Annotated in this window: 15 protein-coding genes; 10 read left to right on the top strand and 5 right to left on the bottom strand. The window is 57.8% G+C overall.

The genetic code is table 11. The features are described 5' to 3' along the window. Window positions 1–825: 825 nt before the first annotated feature. From AC6I6H_RS08045 to AC6I6H_RS08060, 4 genes are all read right to left on the bottom strand, one after another. The gene (locus AC6I6H_RS08045) at window positions 826–1,635 is read right to left on the bottom strand and encodes a histidinol-phosphatase (protein WP_497953231.1); all 810 of its coding nucleotides are present in this window, start codon (window positions 1,633–1,635) and stop codon (window positions 826–828) included. A 47-nt stretch (window positions 1,636–1,682) separates the two neighbouring features. Beyond that, entirely contained in the window at window positions 1,683–2,585 is a 903-nt protein-coding gene (locus tag AC6I6H_RS08050) for a LysR family transcriptional regulator (protein WP_497953232.1), read from the bottom strand. Between the two features lie 176 nt (window positions 2,586–2,761). Continuing rightward, on the bottom strand, window positions 2,762–3,421 hold the full coding sequence (locus AC6I6H_RS08055) for a YIP1 family protein (RefSeq protein ID WP_497953233.1): 660 nt from the start codon (window positions 3,419–3,421) through the stop codon (window positions 2,762–2,764). Between the two features lie 42 nt (window positions 3,422–3,463). Further along, on the bottom strand, window positions 3,464–4,264 hold the full coding sequence (locus AC6I6H_RS08060) for an HAD-IIA family hydrolase (RefSeq protein WP_497953234.1): 801 nt from the start codon (window positions 4,262–4,264) through the stop codon (window positions 3,464–3,466). 151 nt (window positions 4,265–4,415) lie between these two features. Here AC6I6H_RS08060 and AC6I6H_RS08065 point away from each other — a divergent pair, with 151 nt between their 5' ends. From AC6I6H_RS08065 to AC6I6H_RS08100, 8 genes are all read left to right on the top strand, one after another. Then, window positions 4,416–5,324 carry an aldo/keto reductase gene (locus tag AC6I6H_RS08065; protein ID WP_497953235.1) on the top strand — a complete coding sequence of 303 codons (909 nt, stop codon included), beginning with the start codon at window positions 4,416–4,418 and terminating at the stop codon, window positions 5,322–5,324. A gap of 241 nt (window positions 5,325–5,565) precedes the next feature. Continuing rightward, window positions 5,566–6,348: an SDR family NAD(P)-dependent oxidoreductase gene (locus tag AC6I6H_RS08070; protein ID WP_497953236.1), complete on the top strand. Its 783-nt coding sequence runs from the start codon at window positions 5,566–5,568 to the stop codon at window positions 6,346–6,348. Window positions 6,349–6,479: 131 nt separating this feature from the next. Then, window positions 6,480–7,052 (top strand): RNA polymerase sigma factor, encoded by a 573-nt coding sequence (locus AC6I6H_RS08075; RefSeq protein ID WP_497953237.1) that lies wholly within the window; start codon window positions 6,480–6,482, stop codon window positions 7,050–7,052. Window positions 7,053–7,414: 362 nt separating this feature from the next. Next, the gene (locus tag AC6I6H_RS08080; RefSeq protein ID WP_497953238.1) at window positions 7,415–7,870 is read left to right on the top strand and encodes a YrhA family protein; all 456 of its coding nucleotides are present in this window, start codon (window positions 7,415–7,417) and stop codon (window positions 7,868–7,870) included. Window positions 7,871–9,019: 1,149 nt separating this feature from the next. Further along, window positions 9,020–10,483: a DEAD/DEAH box helicase gene (locus AC6I6H_RS08085; RefSeq protein ID WP_497953239.1), complete on the top strand. Its 1,464-nt coding sequence runs from the start codon at window positions 9,020–9,022 to the stop codon at window positions 10,481–10,483. Continuing rightward, on the top strand, window positions 10,480–11,022 hold the full coding sequence (locus tag AC6I6H_RS08090) for a hypothetical protein (protein WP_497953240.1): 543 nt from the start codon (window positions 10,480–10,482) through the stop codon (window positions 11,020–11,022). The genes AC6I6H_RS08085 and AC6I6H_RS08090 overlap by 4 nt, the downstream gene beginning before the upstream one ends. Window positions 11,023–11,049: 27 nt before the next feature. Further along, window positions 11,050–12,495, top strand: a complete 1,446-nt coding sequence (locus tag AC6I6H_RS08095) for a hypothetical protein (RefSeq protein WP_497953241.1) — start codon at window positions 11,050–11,052, stop codon at window positions 12,493–12,495. A 303-nt stretch (window positions 12,496–12,798) separates the two neighbouring features. Beyond that, the gene (locus AC6I6H_RS08100; RefSeq protein ID WP_497953242.1) at window positions 12,799–13,404 is read left to right on the top strand and encodes a sugar phosphate isomerase/epimerase family protein; all 606 of its coding nucleotides are present in this window, start codon (window positions 12,799–12,801) and stop codon (window positions 13,402–13,404) included. A gap of 156 nt (window positions 13,405–13,560) precedes the next feature. On the opposite strand, the gene AC6I6H_RS08105 is transcribed toward AC6I6H_RS08100, so the two are convergent. Further along, window positions 13,561–14,859 carry an aminotransferase class I/II-fold pyridoxal phosphate-dependent enzyme gene (locus tag AC6I6H_RS08105; protein ID WP_497953243.1) on the bottom strand — a complete coding sequence of 433 codons (1,299 nt, stop codon included), beginning with the start codon at window positions 14,857–14,859 and terminating at the stop codon, window positions 13,561–13,563. A gap of 139 nt (window positions 14,860–14,998) precedes the next feature. Between AC6I6H_RS08105 and AC6I6H_RS08110 the strand changes: the two genes are divergently transcribed. Together AC6I6H_RS08110 and AC6I6H_RS08115 are read left to right on the top strand one after the other, a co-directional pair. Next, complete coding sequence (locus tag AC6I6H_RS08110) at window positions 14,999–15,538, top strand: DoxX family protein (protein WP_497953244.1); 540 nt, start codon at window positions 14,999–15,001, stop codon at window positions 15,536–15,538. 174 nt (window positions 15,539–15,712) lie between these two features. Continuing rightward, the gene (locus tag AC6I6H_RS08115) at window positions 15,713–16,384 is read left to right on the top strand and encodes an endonuclease/exonuclease/phosphatase family protein (protein ID WP_497953245.1); all 672 of its coding nucleotides are present in this window, start codon (window positions 15,713–15,715) and stop codon (window positions 16,382–16,384) included. Window positions 16,385–16,455 lie beyond the last annotated feature (71 nt).

The raw sequence follows: 16,455 nt of genomic DNA on the forward strand, positions 1-16,455 counted from the left end.
GTGATGGACATTGGACCACGGCATAGCCAAAAAATCCACCCTGAACTAACGCAACTTTAGTTTCATTTTCTGTGGCGCCCGCCAGGGCATGGGCGGCTAACGGTTGCCACAGCGCTTATTTAGCTTAAAATGGCCCCTTCAAAATTCTAACGGTTGCCACAGCGCTTATTTGGCGTTTATCTTGGGAAACCCCACGCTTTTGGGGTAATTAAGCTCGCTCACAACCGTTAGAATTTCAAAAGCCGCTTTTTTGGCCGATTAACGTCTGTGGCAACCGTTAGAATTATTGGGCCCCGCCTCAGCTTCATTTTGAAACTTTTCTTTTTCCGCCCTCCGCAATCGCACAGTCGCCTGACCACCTTCGAACACTCTTTGCACTCCCCTACGCACTCCCTGGGCACCTCCACCCTTTATGATATCTCTCCGTTTAGCCCGTCCTCACCAACCTTTTCTCTATCGCCCGTTCTTTGCACTCCCTCAAAACATGCGTAAGGTTCTAAATGCCGTACAAGCGGACGTGTCCGCACAAATCGGTTAAAAAGGCTATGCGTCGGAGTAGAAAAGGCCACAAAGTGGTGGAAAAAGGCTGCATGTCGGAGTAGAGAAGTCCGTAAATCGGTGAAAAGGGCCATGAGTGGGCGTAGTTCAAGGCCACAAGCCTTTGCCTGTCCCACAGCAACTGCAACTGTCATGTCTAGTCAGCCCCGCCTGGATTCCCTCTCCTGAGCAATACCTGCGACCATACCACCTGTACGTACAGCAAAAACGGCCGGCCTCTCTGCCTGGAGCAGGGAGCCGGCCGTTTAAGCCGCAAGCGGGTCGCCGTTATAACGGGACCCGCTGCATCTGTTTTTCTTTGAAGTAAACCCATTCGCGGTAGCCGATTTCGCGCAGCTTCCGCTCCACGAAGCGGAATTCGTCGCCGACCCGGGCGGGCGTATGGGCGTCGGAGCCAAACGTGACGGGGATGCCGTAGTGCAGCGCCCGTTCCAGGATGTCGTCGGAAGGGTACCAGCCGCCGACGGCTTTCGTTTTGCCCGAGGTGTTGATTTCAATCGCCACGCCGGTATTCCGAATCGCCTGGAGGGTTTCCTCGACGATGCGGGTGGGGATGGCGGAAAATTCCGGGTAAAAGCCCTTCATTGCGTCGATGTGGCCCAAAATCTGAAACATGCCGCTTTCCGCGGAATGCCGGATCAGGCGGTAATACTCTTCCTTCACCTGCACCTTCTGGACCGCGCTCAGCTTTTTCCAGCGGTTGCGGTTGAAGATGCTCAGGCCGTCTCCCGTCTGGTGAATCGAGCCGATGATGTAATCAAAGGGATACTGGTCGTAGACCGCTTTGTACGCCGCCGCATGCTGCGGATAGAAGTCGGATTCCACGCCGAGCAGCACATCGATGCGCCCCCGGTACTCTTCCTTGAGCCGCAGCACCTCGGAGATATATGCGGTAAACTCGCTTTTCGCCATGGCGATCCGCGGCTCGGGGTGGTCTTCCTTGTGCCCGAAGTAAGGGGAATGATCGGAGATGCCGATAACGTCCAGGCCTTGTTCAATCGCGGCTTCGATGTAGTCGCGGATTCCGCCTTCGGCGTGTCCGCACCGTTCGTGATGCGTATGCAGATCAAACATCAAGGCTGCTCCAACCTCCCTGTCCTGAGTGGTTTGCATAATCCGCCGCCTTACTCGCTGCCGAGAAAATGGGTTTGCGGCATACCCTTCAGATCGTTCAAAAACTGCAGCATGGCCGAACTCAGATAACGGCCCGACTTGTACATCACCACGACGGGCTGGTCGGTCTCAACGGCGTCGATTTCCACCAGCTTGAGGGTGCCCATCCGCAGCTCGTTGCTGACGGAATTTTTGGCGATAATGGCGGCGCCCAGGTCCAGCTCCACGACCCGCTTGACTTCCTCGCTGCTGGACAGCTCCATCACGACCTGCGGCGTAATGTCGAGCTGCTTGAACAGCTTGTCGGTAAACCGGCGGACGGCCGTGCCGGGAGTCATCAGGATCAGGGACAGGTAGCGCAGGTCGTCGACGGTCGCGTGGCCCACCGCGGCAAGCGGATGATTCGGCGAAACAACCAGCTCAAAGGTGTCGTAGTAAAGGACCGACGTTTCCACCGCCGAGCTTTTGTCGAACAGATAGGCGATGCCGATGTCCACCGTGCCGTTTTCGACTGCGGTCAAAATTTGGGATGAGGTCATGGAATGAATGGAAGGTTTGATCAGCGGGTACTGGTTTTGAAAATACGACAGGACGCGCGGCAAAATTTGCACCGCGATCGAAGCGGTTGTGCCGACCGAAATATTTCCCTGCGGGGTGTTTTCCATATCGGCCAGCTTCTGCTTCAGGTCCTCGACCGTGTTGAGAATTTTGAAGGCATGCTCCAGAAAAACACGCCCGCTGTCGGTCAGGGTCACCGGCTGGTTGCGGTCGACCAGCACGGTGCCAAACTCGTCCTCAAGGCTTTTGATCTGGGCCGAAACGGCGGGCTGGGTCAGATTCAGGAGCTCGCCGGCTTTGCGGAAGCTCATGGTCTTGGAGATCGTGACAAGGGTTTCCAGCTGGTTGATATTCAACGGGGCGGCCTCCTAAGCTATAATCGCCGATTATTTACATTTTACTTTTCATAAATAAAACTTTTCGATAACTTTATTATAGCACCGCACCCAAATTGATCAATAAACGATTTCAAAAAAACCCCGCCGCCAGCCGCTTTGTCCGAAGTTTCCCCCGCTCCGGCCCCGATCATTCCTTACACCCCGATGAAAAAAACGGTGATCAGGACCACCAAGATGGCGATCGCCGCAAAAAGCATCAGAAACAGAAGCACGAAGCTGAGCAGCGCTTTCCAGGCGGAAAACCGGTGCGCTTCACCCACGGCTTTCATCAGAATGACATAGCTCCATACTCCGATTCCGAATTCGACAAAGACCAAAAGCAGGTAAAGCATCTGATTCAGCAGCGGAAGCTCGTAGGACAGCTCCTCCCAAAAAATCGATTCTCCGGCTACCGCAAACTGCAGCACGATAAAGCCGATCATCCAGACCGTCGGAATAAGCCCATAGGCCAAGGCGATGCGGATATCGCGCGTGGTGCCGGTTCCGCCGAGCCAGCCCCCGATTCCGCGGACGACCGGCGCACCTATGTACAGCATGAAGGGAACGTAGAGCAGCGAAGCCAGAAGCACATAGAGAAAGATGGTGCCAAGCGACCATTCTTCCCCCAGGCTTCGCGTCTGGGCGATGCTTGCCGTGTGATAAACGCCGGCGAGCAAAAGGGGCAGGGCGAGGGGCATCGGGGTTTCCAGCAAAGCGCGGACCGTCGCGCGGGGGCGGACCCAGATGGATAGCCAGGGGCGGATCGGCCGCGTTTGAGGCGGCTGGTGCTGCTGGGGATACAAAGGCATGGACATTGAGACATTTCTCCTCTTGGCAATGGGATGGCAACGATACAACTATAAACGAAGTGAAAGAAACCGTTCGGCAAACGCCAGCAGATCGGTGCAGACCGCATCCGGCTGGATGCCGGTTTGCCGGATCAGTTCGTTCTCGTCCAGCGCTCCTCCGACACCGCTTCTTATCCAGGCGGTGCGGCATCCGGCGGCGGCTCCCCCGGCGATGTCGGTGCGGAGGTTGTCGCCGACTGCCCAGATCTCGTCCGGCGGCAACCCGAGCCGGGCAATAGCGTAGCTCATGGCGATGGGCGAAGGCTTGCCGATGACCACCGGCTCGGTTCCCGAAGCGGCCCGGATGGCTGCGGCGAGCGAACCGGCGCCCGGCGTCATCCCCCGCTCCGTGGGCAGCTGGAGGTCAGGGTTGGTGGAGACGTACAAGGCGCCCTCCTGAATGCAGCGGGACGCGGCTTCCAGCTTGGCGTAGGAGAATGAACGGTCGATTCCCTGCACCACCGCGTCGGGCTTGTCTTCCGGTCCTTCCGCCAGCGTCAAGCCGGCCTCAAGCAAAGCGCTCCGCAGCCCGTCTTCCCCGATGACGAACACACGGCCGCCTTCAAACCGTTCCCGCACATAACGGGCGGCGGCTTGAGCGGAGGTGAGCACCTCGCGGCCCGAAGCCGGAATGCCGGCGATTTCGGTCAGATGCCGGGCGACGTCCTCGGGCTTTCGGGAAGAGTTGTTGGTGAGGTAAACGTAAGGCAGCTTCTCGCGGCGAAGCAGCTCCATGAACGGACCGGCGGCGGGAATCCGGCGCGTCCCGGCATACAGCGTTCCGTCCAGATCAATGATGAATCCCGGCATAGCGACTCCCTTTCTTCTTCGATGTCTGTTATGATCGTAGCAGAGTCACGCCCTTTTTCCAACATCCGGTTCGCATGCCGGAGTCAACTTCCCTGGAAAGGGTAATGTTAAATGAGATGCGTTTATGTTGCCACACGAGGAGGACACCGCGATGGAAAAGAGGAAATTCGGCAAAACGGATATGATGGTAAGCGTATTGGGCTTCGGAGGATCGGAAATCGGCTCGATCCAGCCGAACGGCGAGGAGCAGAAAACGGTCGACCGGCTTTTGGGCAGCGCCCTTGACGCCGGGCTTAACGTGATTGACACGGCCGAATGCTACGGCAACAGCGAAGAACTGATCGGCAACACCATTTCCGGCCGCCGGAACGATTTTTACCTGTTCACCAAATGCGGACATGCCTCCGGGCTGGACGCGAAAGACTGGGATCCGGCCATGCTGGAGGAATCCATCAACCGCAGCCTCAAACGGCTGAAAACCGATTACGTCGATCTGATCCATCTGCACAGCTGCTCGGAAGAAGTGTTGCGGCAGGGCGAAGTGATCCGGGTGCTGGAGCGCGCCAAGGAAGCGGGCAAAACCCGGTATATCGGCTACAGCGGGGAAAACGAGGCGGCGTTATACGCCATCCAGACGGGCGTGTTCGATTCGCTGCAAACCTCGGTCAACATTGCCGACCAGCGAGGCATCGATCTGGTTCTGCCGGAAGCGCGCGAGCGGGAAATGGGCATCATCGCCAAGCGGCCGGTTGCGAACGTGGCATGGAAATCCGGCGATGAACGTCCGGACAACGACTATGCAGTCGAGTACTGGGAACGGCTGCGCGCGATCGATTATCCGTTTCTGAAGGAGGATTTCGATGAAGCCGTCGCGACCGCCCTGCGCTTTACGCTCAGCATTCCCGGCGTTTGCACGGCCATCGTCGGCACCCAGAATCCGAACCGCTGGCAGCAAAACGCCCGCCTGCTGGAAAAAGGCCCTCTGGCCGCCGGCATTATCCGCGACATCCGGGAATCCTGGAGCAAGGCTGCCAAGGAAGACTGGGTGGGGCAAATCTGATCACCGCCCAAACGGCGAATTTTCACGGGGTTACGCACCATCTTTCGACACACTCTTCGCGGCTGTACGCTGCGAAGAGTGTTTTTTGTCGAATAAGAGCGAATTATCGTTGCTGTAAAATTGGTGAAGGAAGTATATGGTATTGCTTCCAAAGCCCCCATTGAACCCGGGCCTTTTGCATGTTAGACTTTTCCATGAAGGGGGCCGGCCCGGCCGGTCCGGAAGGAAAGGAACAGGTACGATGAACAAGCATTTTGCTGGAAAAGTAGCGGTTATCACGGGTGCCTCAAGCGGAATCGGAGCGCTGATGGCCCGTGATTTGAGCCGCCTCGGGGCGATACCGGTCCTGACGGCGCGCTCGGAGGAAAGGCTGAAAGAAGCGGCTTCCCGGGTCGAAGGGGAATGTGATTTTCATGTCATGGACGTATCCGACACGGACTCCGTGCGGACGGTTTTCGAACGGATTCGAACCGAACGGGGAGACGTCGATCTTCTGATCAATAACGCCGGGTTCGGCATCTTCAAGCCTCTGACGGAAACGCCCGAAAACGAAATGAAAGCGATGATGGATGTCAATTACATGGGGACCGTCCGCTGCATCCAGGCGGTTTTGCCGCGAATGCTGGAGCGCGGCAGCGGCCACATCGTCAACATCGCTTCGCTTGCGGGCAAGGTGGCGACCGCCAAATCGACCGGCTACTCGGCGTCGAAGCATGCCGTGCTGGGGCTGACGAACAGCCTGCGGTTTGAACTGATGGGCTCCGGCATCCGCGTGACCGCCGTCAATCCCGGGCCGATCGACACCAACTTTTTTGCCATTGCGGACCCGACCGGCTCGTACGTGAAAAATGTGCAGTGGTTGATGCTGCGTCCGGAGAAGGTATCCCGTACGGTGATGAAAGCGATTCGAAGCGGGAAGGCGGAAGTCAACCTGCCCTTTTTCGGGGGCGTCGGCGGCGCGTTTTACCAGTTTGTTCCCCGGTCCCTGGACAAGTTTCTGGGGCGGTTTTTGAATCGCAAGTAAACGGACGAAGTGCGTTTTTCTCACCATCGTCCCCAGGTTGCAGGCGCTTTGGTGCGGGCCTGCGGCAGGTGATCGAATCGGACCTCTTGTAAAACGTTTTTCTGACACGCAGTCGTTCGTGGAGGTTGTGTATGTCCAGACACCTGATCTTGATTTTTACCGAGCAGTTTTATGCTTTGCCTCACGCGCTGCAGCAGCAGGTTTACGAGGAATATTACCAACTGGTATACGCGCTCATTTATTCCATCGTCCGGGACCATGGCGCAACCGAGGACATTATTCAGGAATCGTTTCTGCGGGCCATCAACAAAGCCTCCCAGGTGAACGAGCCGGACAAGCTGGACCGGTGGCTGCGCGCGGTCGCCCGCAGCGCGGCATTGAATTACCTGAAGAAGTTTTCCCGCTCGCGGGACGAGCTGGAAGTGGTGCAGTATCTGAAGGAGCAGCCGGATTGGGAAGATCATTCGGCAAAGCCGGTGGACAAAGAAGTGGAAATCCGGATGATGAAGCAGGCGATTGACCGGTACTTGTCGCAGCTCCGGCCGGAGTACCGCCAGATCGTGGAAATGCGGTGGTATTTCAATCTGTCCTACAAGGAAATCGCGGCCGCCATGGACACGACGGAGGCCGCCGTCAAGCAGCGCCTTTTTCGGGCGCGGGAGGCGATCAAGTTCAAATTTCTTGAAGAATGGGGGCCGCGGTAGCGCCCTCGGCGCGGCGCGTCCCCTGCGGGCGGGCCGTTTTGTTTACGGCGTCGGCCATCGGGGCTACGGGCTCCGGCCGGAAGGGTGGCTCCAGTCGCAAGGGCCCCTGGGAGTGGAACTCCCGACAGGGCTGACGTAGAGCCTGAGGCAGAGTTTCGGACAAAACATTATTGCGGGAAGGGTATCAGCAGTCAGGTCAGAAACCATCCATCTGTGTCTAGTGCTTTTGATAAAGAAAGGAAGGGTTAAAAGCAGGATTTACCAGCAGGGGGTTGAAGATTTAGAATAAACCTTGGTGATGAGCCTGAAATTCTCTAACAAAGGGCATTTAAGAACAAATAACAACTTTTGCAGGTGATCCTATGTGGAAAAAGCAGATCGGAGAAATTTCAAAAATAAGGGGGGAACGAAACAGAAGACTCAACGGGCCTGCCAATGAAATCGAATTAGCAAGATTTCGAGATTTTGTTACGGATCAATTCGGGTCCGACATACTGCCGCAGCAGTACTATGCATTTTTGCAAACTGTAAATGGAATTGAGTTTAACGGACTTAAAATTTACGGGATCGACCAAAGATTTCTGGATTCCGAGCCTCTAAACCAGGTAGATCGTTTTTTTGATGCCAATGAAACTTGGGAGCCGATTCAGGACGAAGACGAGTTGGTTTTTTTCGGCGATTCGGATATCGCATGGTATTGTTATAACGTTTCCAATAAGAGTTTTGTTGAACTGGATAAGCCTTCCGGTGAGCTTATGGCTACCTTTTTTGATTTTGATGCCATGCTCGAATCCGCTCTCTCAGCAGCACTTGACTAAACAAAGGAAAGCAGTGCCGCGTCCCGAACCATTTTTTGACCCGAGCAGTCCGCCGGCCAGTTACAATCAACGGCCAGGTGGCTGCTCAGCTGTTTAATGGGGCTTATTTCGTTCGGCTGCCTGCGGATCGCTTGCTTTGCCGGTTGCCGTGGCGGACTCGGCGCCGGGACAGAGAGGTCGGGAACTGTAGCGTCCGCCCAGGGCGTTGTCGCAAAAATCGCTTAATAGCTGTTAGGCCAGACGCAAAACTAGTGGAGGTTGCTCGATCACTTGTTGCTAAAAGCGTAAGGCGCAAGAATGTGACGGTTTCCGCAAAAAAAGTTTGCACGAGACTGTAACGGTTGCCACAGGGCTTATTTGCCCGAAATTGAGCCGCACAGAACTCTAACGGTTGCCACAGAACTTATTTTCGTTTTTTGCAGCTTTTGTCCTCTTTTTCGTCGTATAAGCGCTGTGGCAACCGTTAGAATTTCAAAAGGGACTTTTTGGCACGAATAAGCGCTGTGGCAACCGTTAGATGGACAGAGCCGCGTGTAGCCCATGCCAACCGGGCGCATGCAGTCTTTTTTGCAGTCTTTCCTATGACATGTGAGGCGTACAAGGTCCGGCTTGCTTAACAACCTAACTTTCAGCTCTTGTTGGTCCAACCGGGATCGGCTTAGGAAACAGCTAACTTTACAAAGACAGCGCGGCCCACGCACTGCAAAACAGATGGGAGTCTCGATGAGGTTTCGTGTTTTGTGATTTTTAATGCGGCGGCGCCCCTTTTCAAACTCCTGACAGGTAGAGGAGTGTAGCACAATGCCCCGCCTGCCTTTCTTTTTGCGGGTTGGGCTTTACATTTATGGACGGAAAAAGAAGGCAAGGAGCGATGCGGACGTACGGGAAAGGAGCGGAAGGCACGGAAGGGGCGGCGGAAGAGAAGCGAAAGGGCGATGCGGACGTACGGGAAAGGAGCGGAAGGCGCTGAAGGGGCGACGGAAGAGAAGCGAAAGGGGCGATGCGGACGGACAGAAAAGGAGCGGAAGGGCGGCGCTTTCGCCAGGCAAACAGGCTGCTGCGGGAGGCCGCGCAACTTCGCTAGTTTCAGCGGAACGGAAATCGAGTAAAATAGGATACATGGACCTTACACAGAAGGAGAACTGCTTCATGAACCCCAGCCGTTTTGCCGAATTGCCCATTTCGTCCGGTTTTGTCCGGAATCTGGAGGAACGCGGAATCGTCGAGCCGACGCCGATTCAGGAATCGGCCGTGCCGGTCCTGGCCTCCGGGAAAGACCTGATTGCCGAATCGCAAACGGGCACAGGAAAAACGCTCGCGTATCTGCTGCCCGTTATGACCCGCATCGAAGCATCCCGGAAAGCCACCCAAGCCGTGGTGCTGGTTCCCACCCGGGAGCTTGGCATGCAAATCGTGCAGGAAGCGCAAAAGCTTGCGGAAGGGACGGAGATTGCCGTCCAGCAGCTGATCGGCGGCGCTTCGCTGCAGCGGCAGATCGAGAAGCTGAAGGAAAAGCCGCAGCTGGTAGTCGGCACACCCGGACGCGTCAAGGAGCTGGTCGCAAAGCGAAAGCTGTCGCTGCACCAGGTGCGGACGATTGTAGTCGACGAGGTGGACCAGGTGTTCGACCTCGGCTCCAAAACCGAGGTCGAAGCCGTGCTCGGCGGGGCGCTCCGGGACCGGCAGATCGCGTTTTTCAGCGCAACCGTCACCCCGGCGATCCGGAGCGTTGCGGAGAAATGGATGAGCGAGCCGGCGGAAATCCGCATCGAGCCGTCCAAGAAAACGGCCGATGCGCTCCGCCATGTTTTTTTTATCGCCGAGGAGCGGGACAAGATCGATCTTTTGCGCCGGATCGTCCGGCACTATGAGCCGAAATCGGCGATTGTCTTTGTAAACGATACGGAAGATATCGCGGAGGTGGCGGCCAAAATGCAGTACGCCGGCCTCTCCATCGAGGCGCTATACGGCGATTCGGCGAAACAGGAGCGGGCCCGCGTGATGAGCGGCTTCCGCGAGGGCCGTTTCCAGCTTTTGCTGGCGACGGACGTGGCTGCCCGGGGGCTGGATTTCCCCGGCCTGCCGCTTGTCGTCAACTTTGATCCGCCGGTGGATGCGGAGCACTACGTCCACCGGGCAGGCCGGACCGGACGCATGGGCCGGGAGGGGACGGTCGTCACGATCCTGGAGGAGCGCCAGCGCTTTATCGCCGAGAAATTCGCGCGGCTGCTCGGCGTCTCGTTCGAAGAGCGGACCCTCTTCGCGGGCAAGGAGCTGGCTCCGGAAGAAACGCGGCGCGGAAGGCAGCGCCAGGCGGCCTCCGCGGCGCCGGAGCGCGGAGCGGACCGCCGGTTCGCAGAGGCCGCCGGGCGCGGTGCGGCTGAGGCCGGACGGGCTTCGGGCGCCGGCGCCCGGCGCTCCGAAGGCGCCGCCAGTGCACGCGGCGCCCGGAGCGGCGCCCCGCAGGCGGGGGCCTCGGACCGGCGCGGCGGCGCCCGCCCGGCACCGGCGCCTTCCGCGCGCAAACGGAGCGACCGCGAACGCGACAAAAAGGCAAAAGGCGCGCCCAAGTGGCTGAAGGAAAAGCGGGAGAAGGACGGCGGCCAGTCATGAAGCGGCTTCTGGCCGTGCTTCTTGTGCTTGTCCTTCTCCTCGGGGCGGCGGCATGGGCGGGCGTCCGGTATGTCCGCCCGGCCGAAGCGCTGGATTTGTCCTACAACGAAGTGGACTTGGCGGCCAAAGCCAAAGAGATCGCCCGCACGCGCCAATTAAGCGTCACCCTGACGGACGAAGAATTGAACGATCTTCTGAAGGAGCAGGTAGCGGCGAACCCGAAGCCGCGGCCGGATGTGGAAATCACGGGCGCCCGCTTTGAGCGCCGGGAGGATCTTTTGCAGGCGCACCTGAACCTCCGGTACCGGAACCGCTTGCCGATCGGCGTGCAGCTGGATTACCGCATGTCCTGGGAGCCGCCGATGCTTCTTTTCCGCTACGAGGGAGCTTCGGTCCGCGGCCATGCGGTTTCCCGCGGCTGGTTCGATCCCGGAGACCTGCAGGTTTCCCTGGCGGACCGCCTCCCCTGGCCGGTCGTGATCCGCGGGGTCGACTGGACGGGCGCCGACATCCGGCTGGAGCTGGGGCTGGACTATTGAGAAACAAAGCAGATTGGGGGTGAAGGGGTGGATCAGCCCGTTATCCAGGAAAGAGAACTGAGCGAAGCCCTGCTGCAGTTTATTTTTCCGTTTTCCATCAGACCCGGAACGCAGGAGTATTTCAAAAAAGATTTGCGCCGGGACGGGTACTCCATGTTTTACCTGAACGATCTGGACTGTGAGGATGCTTATTACGGCGAGGGCTTCCGTGTCTCCCACCGCAACATGGAACGCTACTATCTCCCTTTTACCGGCAATGTCCTGTTTCCCCATAAGGAGCAGCCCGAATCCTTTCAGCGGTTTTCCCGGGCCCTGGACCTCTCCTGTGTTTTAAAAAGCCGCCACAACCGTACACCGTTCCGGGTTCTTTCCGCAGACATCATCCTTTGCCCGTTTTCGGTCGGTTTTATTACGGTCCGGGTGCAGCTGGAAAAAGAAGCGCTGACGTTTACGGAAGCCCTCGAATTCGCCAACCGCTTCCGCGTGCTGCAGGATATCAGCCTGCCCGACGATTTGACCTATGTCATTCACGACGGTCAGGAGTACAAGGAAACGGAAGACTTTATTTTCAAAAAAATCGCTTCCGGAGCCCTTCCCTACTTCGACAATACGGACATGGAGGGCGCTTATTTCGAAACGATGCCTTTCTTTGTGGACGAGCGCATGTACGTCCAGTCCTTTTATCATTTCAAGGACGAGCTGCCGATCGGTGAGACGGAGCGTTACCGCGCTTCCCGCATCGACGGGCTGGACCACGGCGGGCTGCCGTTCATCAGCTCCAGCAGCATGGCGTACATAAAGGAATTTCTGGGCACGCACGAATATTTGCGGTGGGCTCCCAACACTTATTACATAATGGACGAAAACTCGTTCAGCTGCTTGACCAACAACGCGGGGGGCCGGCACCGCCATCTGGCGAACCAGATGTACGGGGAATATTATTACGGCGTGCTTCTCAACCTCTTCCACAAGATCGTTCTGCTCAAGCTCAGCAACCGGTATTCCCGTGTGCGCTACGAAAAGAACACGGACGACATTGAGGAGCTGATCGGGCAGATCACCCGGTTTTCCTCCAAATACTTTTTCCTGGAGCTGGTCACCCAATCGCAAGGCCGGGAAATCTTCCTTCAGCTGCGCGATATATTCGGCAACCTCGACCTGTACGGGGAGGTCAAACAGACCCTCGGCGACCTTTACAAATACCGCAGCGACGTATCGGGACGGCGAACGAATTATTTGGTCATGATTTTCACGGTGTTTACGGTCATCAGCGGCATCTACGGCATGAACCAGGTCATCGAGGATCTGGTCAATCCCATCGACTGGTCGGTCATGCGGGACTATTCAGTATTTCAGTACATCGCGCTGTTCGTCACGATCTCGGGGATCGCGACCGGTCTTGTGCTGGGGGCCCGGATGGTGTACCAAACGGTTCGCACCTGGCTTAAGAAGCGGATGAAACGCCCCTTTTGACGGATTGAGCCTCCATCCCTCTGGTTAATAGATACTACTTCTATTACAGACAGGGGGAAGGCGCGATGGCAAAGCTGGGCGTCAATACCTGGAGCTTGGAAAAGCTTCTGGGCATCCGGCGGACCATGGAATGGGACGCGGAGAAGCAGGAACACCGCATTCGGGAAACGGGAAAGCTGGGCGAGCTTTCGCTGCTGGAGCTTCCGGCCGAATTGAAAAAACGCGGCTACGAAGCGGCGGAGGTGCTGTATTCGCAGTTTCCGGAAACCTCGGAAGGGTATCTGGAACGGCTGCGGAACGCGTTTGAGGAGGCGGGCGTGGAATTCGCTTCTCGTCGACGAAGGAGAGCTGTCGCACACCGATCCGTTCCGGCGGAAGGCCGATCTCGCATGGTGCCGGAGGTGGATCGACGTAGCCGCAGCCGCAGGCGCCCGGAGGGTACGGGTGTCGCCGGGCAGCTCGCCGGCCGGAAACGCGCTTGCCCTGGACTGGGCGGTGGAATCGCTCCAGGAGCTGGCGGCTTATGCCGAGCCGCTCGGCGTGCGCGTCTTGATTGAAAATCTGGGGGAGCTGGCTTCGACCTCCACCAACTGCCTGAGCCTGCTGGGACGCACCCAGGGGAAAATCGGCTTTACGGCCGACTTCGGCAATTTTAAAGAGGACAAGTTCCGTCAGCTCGGCCATGTGCTGCCCCGAGCGGAAACGGTGCATGTCAAAGCGGAGCCGTCCGCGGAAGCGCCGGACCAGCCGGACACGGAGGATTTCCGGCGCTGCATGGAGCTGTGCGCGGCTTCGGGCTTTGACGGCATCTATTCCATTGTTTGCGCGGGGGAAGGCGACCCGTGGGAAGGGCTGGAAGAGCTCCGCTCGCTGACGCGTTCCTGCCTGCGGGAGCAGGTGAAGGGATAAGGAGCCGATCCAGGGGGAACGGAGAAGGTGAAGCCGCCGAGGGAGTGATGCGCCCTTGCTCCGGCGCTCCGGCGGGAAAAGAACAAGGCCCTCTTGCGGCGAAAGCCGTGAGAGGGCCTGTTTATCTTGAGGGAGAGAAAGCGGCAAAGAAGGAGTTTACTGCGCCTCCACCTCTTTGGCCGCGCGGTACACCAGTTCAAACAGCTCGGGAATCGATTCCTCCTCGATGCAGGAAAACGCGATGCGCAGGTCCGTGGCGCCAAGCGCGATTGTGCCGATGCCGTACCGGTCGAGCAGGTGGACGCGGAGCGTTTCCGCATCGGCGTTTTTCAGCTTCAGGCACATGAAATAGCCGGAGTTAAACGGGTAATAGCTCCACGCGTCGTCGTATCGGCCGCTGTCCAGCACGTCCTTCACTTTGTTGGCGCGGCCTTTCATGATGGCGAATTTCTCGCGCCGCTGCTCCTCGAAGCCCGGCGAAGTCAGCGCCCGCAGCACAAAGGTCTGGGAAGGGTGCGGGCCGCTCGAAATGGTGGCCCGGATCATGCCGGTCGTCTTTTGCTCCAGCGCGGCGAGTAGCTCTTCTTGCTCCGCCGCATAGGTGAGAAAGCCGACGCGAAAACCCCAGACGTATTCTTCCTTTGTGGCTCCGTCGATTTTGATCGGCAAAACGCGCGGATGCAGCCCGCACAGCCGGCTGAACACCGACTCGTGCAGCGAATCCTCGAAGAACAAGCCGAAATAGGCGTCGTCGACGGCGACGACGATATTGATGCCGGCTTCCGCCCCGTCGCGAATCGCGTCCACGATCCGCTCGGCTTCTTCGGGGCCGGGCGTATAGCCGGTCGGGTTATTGGGAAAATTCAGAATCAGGATGGCTTTTCCCTGCGCTTTTCGCGAAAGGATCGCTTCCCGAAGCCCTTCGGCATTAAAGAGGCCCTCCGCATTGTAAAGCGGGTACTCCACCATTTCCGCGCCACGGCGAACCCCGAAGGTCAGCTCGTAATTTTCCCAGTTCTTATCGGGAATGATAACCGCATCGCCGGAAGCGGCGAACAGATCGGCCACAATGCTAAGGCCGTGGGTAAGCGCGTTGGTTACGATCGGGGTGCCGAAGGCCTTGCCTTCCAGGGAAGGGTTGTCGGCCAGCATTTTTTTGCGCCAGACGGTTCGAAGCTCGGGTTTGCCCGGGGCGGGAGCGTACTCATACAGGTCTTTCGGTTCATAGGCGGACAGCGTTTCCTGGATCACTTCCAGGTGCATCGGCACGCCGTTCTGAAGCGCCGTTCCGATCGTAGCGTTGAACTTCGTCGCTTTAGCTTTTGCTTCCGCCGATTGGCTCAAGATGCCGAGCTTGGGAAAATAGATGCCGCGGCCCAGTTCGGACAGCATTTCGTATACATAGGGGTTGCTGGTGCGGATCGCTTGATTGAGCCGATCGGCCTGAATGTTCATGCAGCTACCATCCTTCCGGAGAATTCCGCTTTTGTCGTCTCATAAGGCAATTGCTATTATAACATCTTCGCGGTACAGCGTCACTCCCGCGCAACAGGCTTATGCGGGAGGACGCCAATCGGACACAGGAGGAATCAGGATGGTAAAATGGCTGCGAGAGAGCTTGGCGGCTTCGGTGCTGCTGGCGGTTATCCGAATTTATACCGGCTGGAAATGGCTGAGCTCCGGCTGGGGCAAGGTGACGGGGGGCGAACCCTTCAGCGCCAAGGTGTTTCTGGAACGGGCCATCACCGCTCCGCCCGAAGGCAGTATGGTGATCGACCGGGCGACAGGAGATGCGGTTTATCCGACCTTCACCTCGTTTCTGGAGCACTTTGCGCTGCCCAATGTCGGGCTGTTCAATTTTCTTGTGCCCTGGGGAGAAGTGCTGGTAGGCGTCGGGCTGATTCTCGGCGTGTTGACGCCGGCCGCCGCGTTCTTCGGGCTGCTGATGAACTTCATGTTCCTGTTCGCGGGCACCATCTCGATCAACCCGTGGCTGATCTTGCTGGGCGGGCTTGTCCTGATGGCCGGCTGGAACGCCGGCCGGTTCGGCGGGGATTATTTCCTCCGCCCCTTTTTCCGCCGGCGGGCGCCGGGCGGCAGAACCCGGCCGGACGCCGGGGAAGGAAACGGATAAAACAAAGAAGGAACGGCCGGCCTGAAAGAAGGCGGGCCGTTTTTTTGCGATTTTTTTCGGAATGGCCTATTCTTGTAATTTGGGTAAGAAAAAACTGTATGAAAAACCGGGGACACACGCTTGGAACGAGGCCGCAGTCAAGGAAGCCGCCGCCGGACGGGAGGGAAAAGCCGCATGCGTTTGAAAGCCGCTACGTTCAACATTCGCCACGCGATGGGCATGGACGGAAAGATCGACGTGGACCGGATCGCCAAAGAAATCGAACGGACGCAAGCTTCGATCGTCGCACTGCAGGAAGTGGACCGGTTTCATCCGCGCAGCTATATGCAGGACCAGCTGAAGAGACTGGGACGGAAGCTGCAGATGAAAGGGATTTTTTCTCCCAGCCTGAATTTCGGCCTGGTGCAATACGGCAACGGGATTTTGTCCCGGCACCCGATCCTGTCCAAGCAAGTGGTCTATATGCAGGGAGTCAGCGAACGAAGAAGCATTATCGCGGCGAGAATCGACCTCGGCGGCCAAATCGTAACCGTGGTCAACACTCACCTGGGCTTGCTGGAGCGGGAACGGCGGCGGCAGTTTCCCGCTTTGCTCGGCGTTCTGGAGCAGGCGGAAGCCCCGGCGCTTCTGCTCGGAGACTTTAACATGGATTCGCATCACCCGCTGATGGAAAAGCTGGAGCCTGGCTGGCGCAAAGTCCGGCAGCGCAAGCTCCGCCCTACGATCCGGCACGGCAGGGAGATCGATCACATTTTTTGCAATTTCCCGACGCTTTCGCAGTCTGCGGCAATTATGAAAACGGACGCGTCGGACCATCACGCGCTGGTTGCGGAATTAACCTGGTGACGGATACCCGTTTCCGTGCGTTCGGGATTGACTTTCCGGCGCACGGATGATAGGATGGAAATACCAAGTAA

Source organism: Gorillibacterium sp. sgz306347 (genome assembly GCF_059735245.1).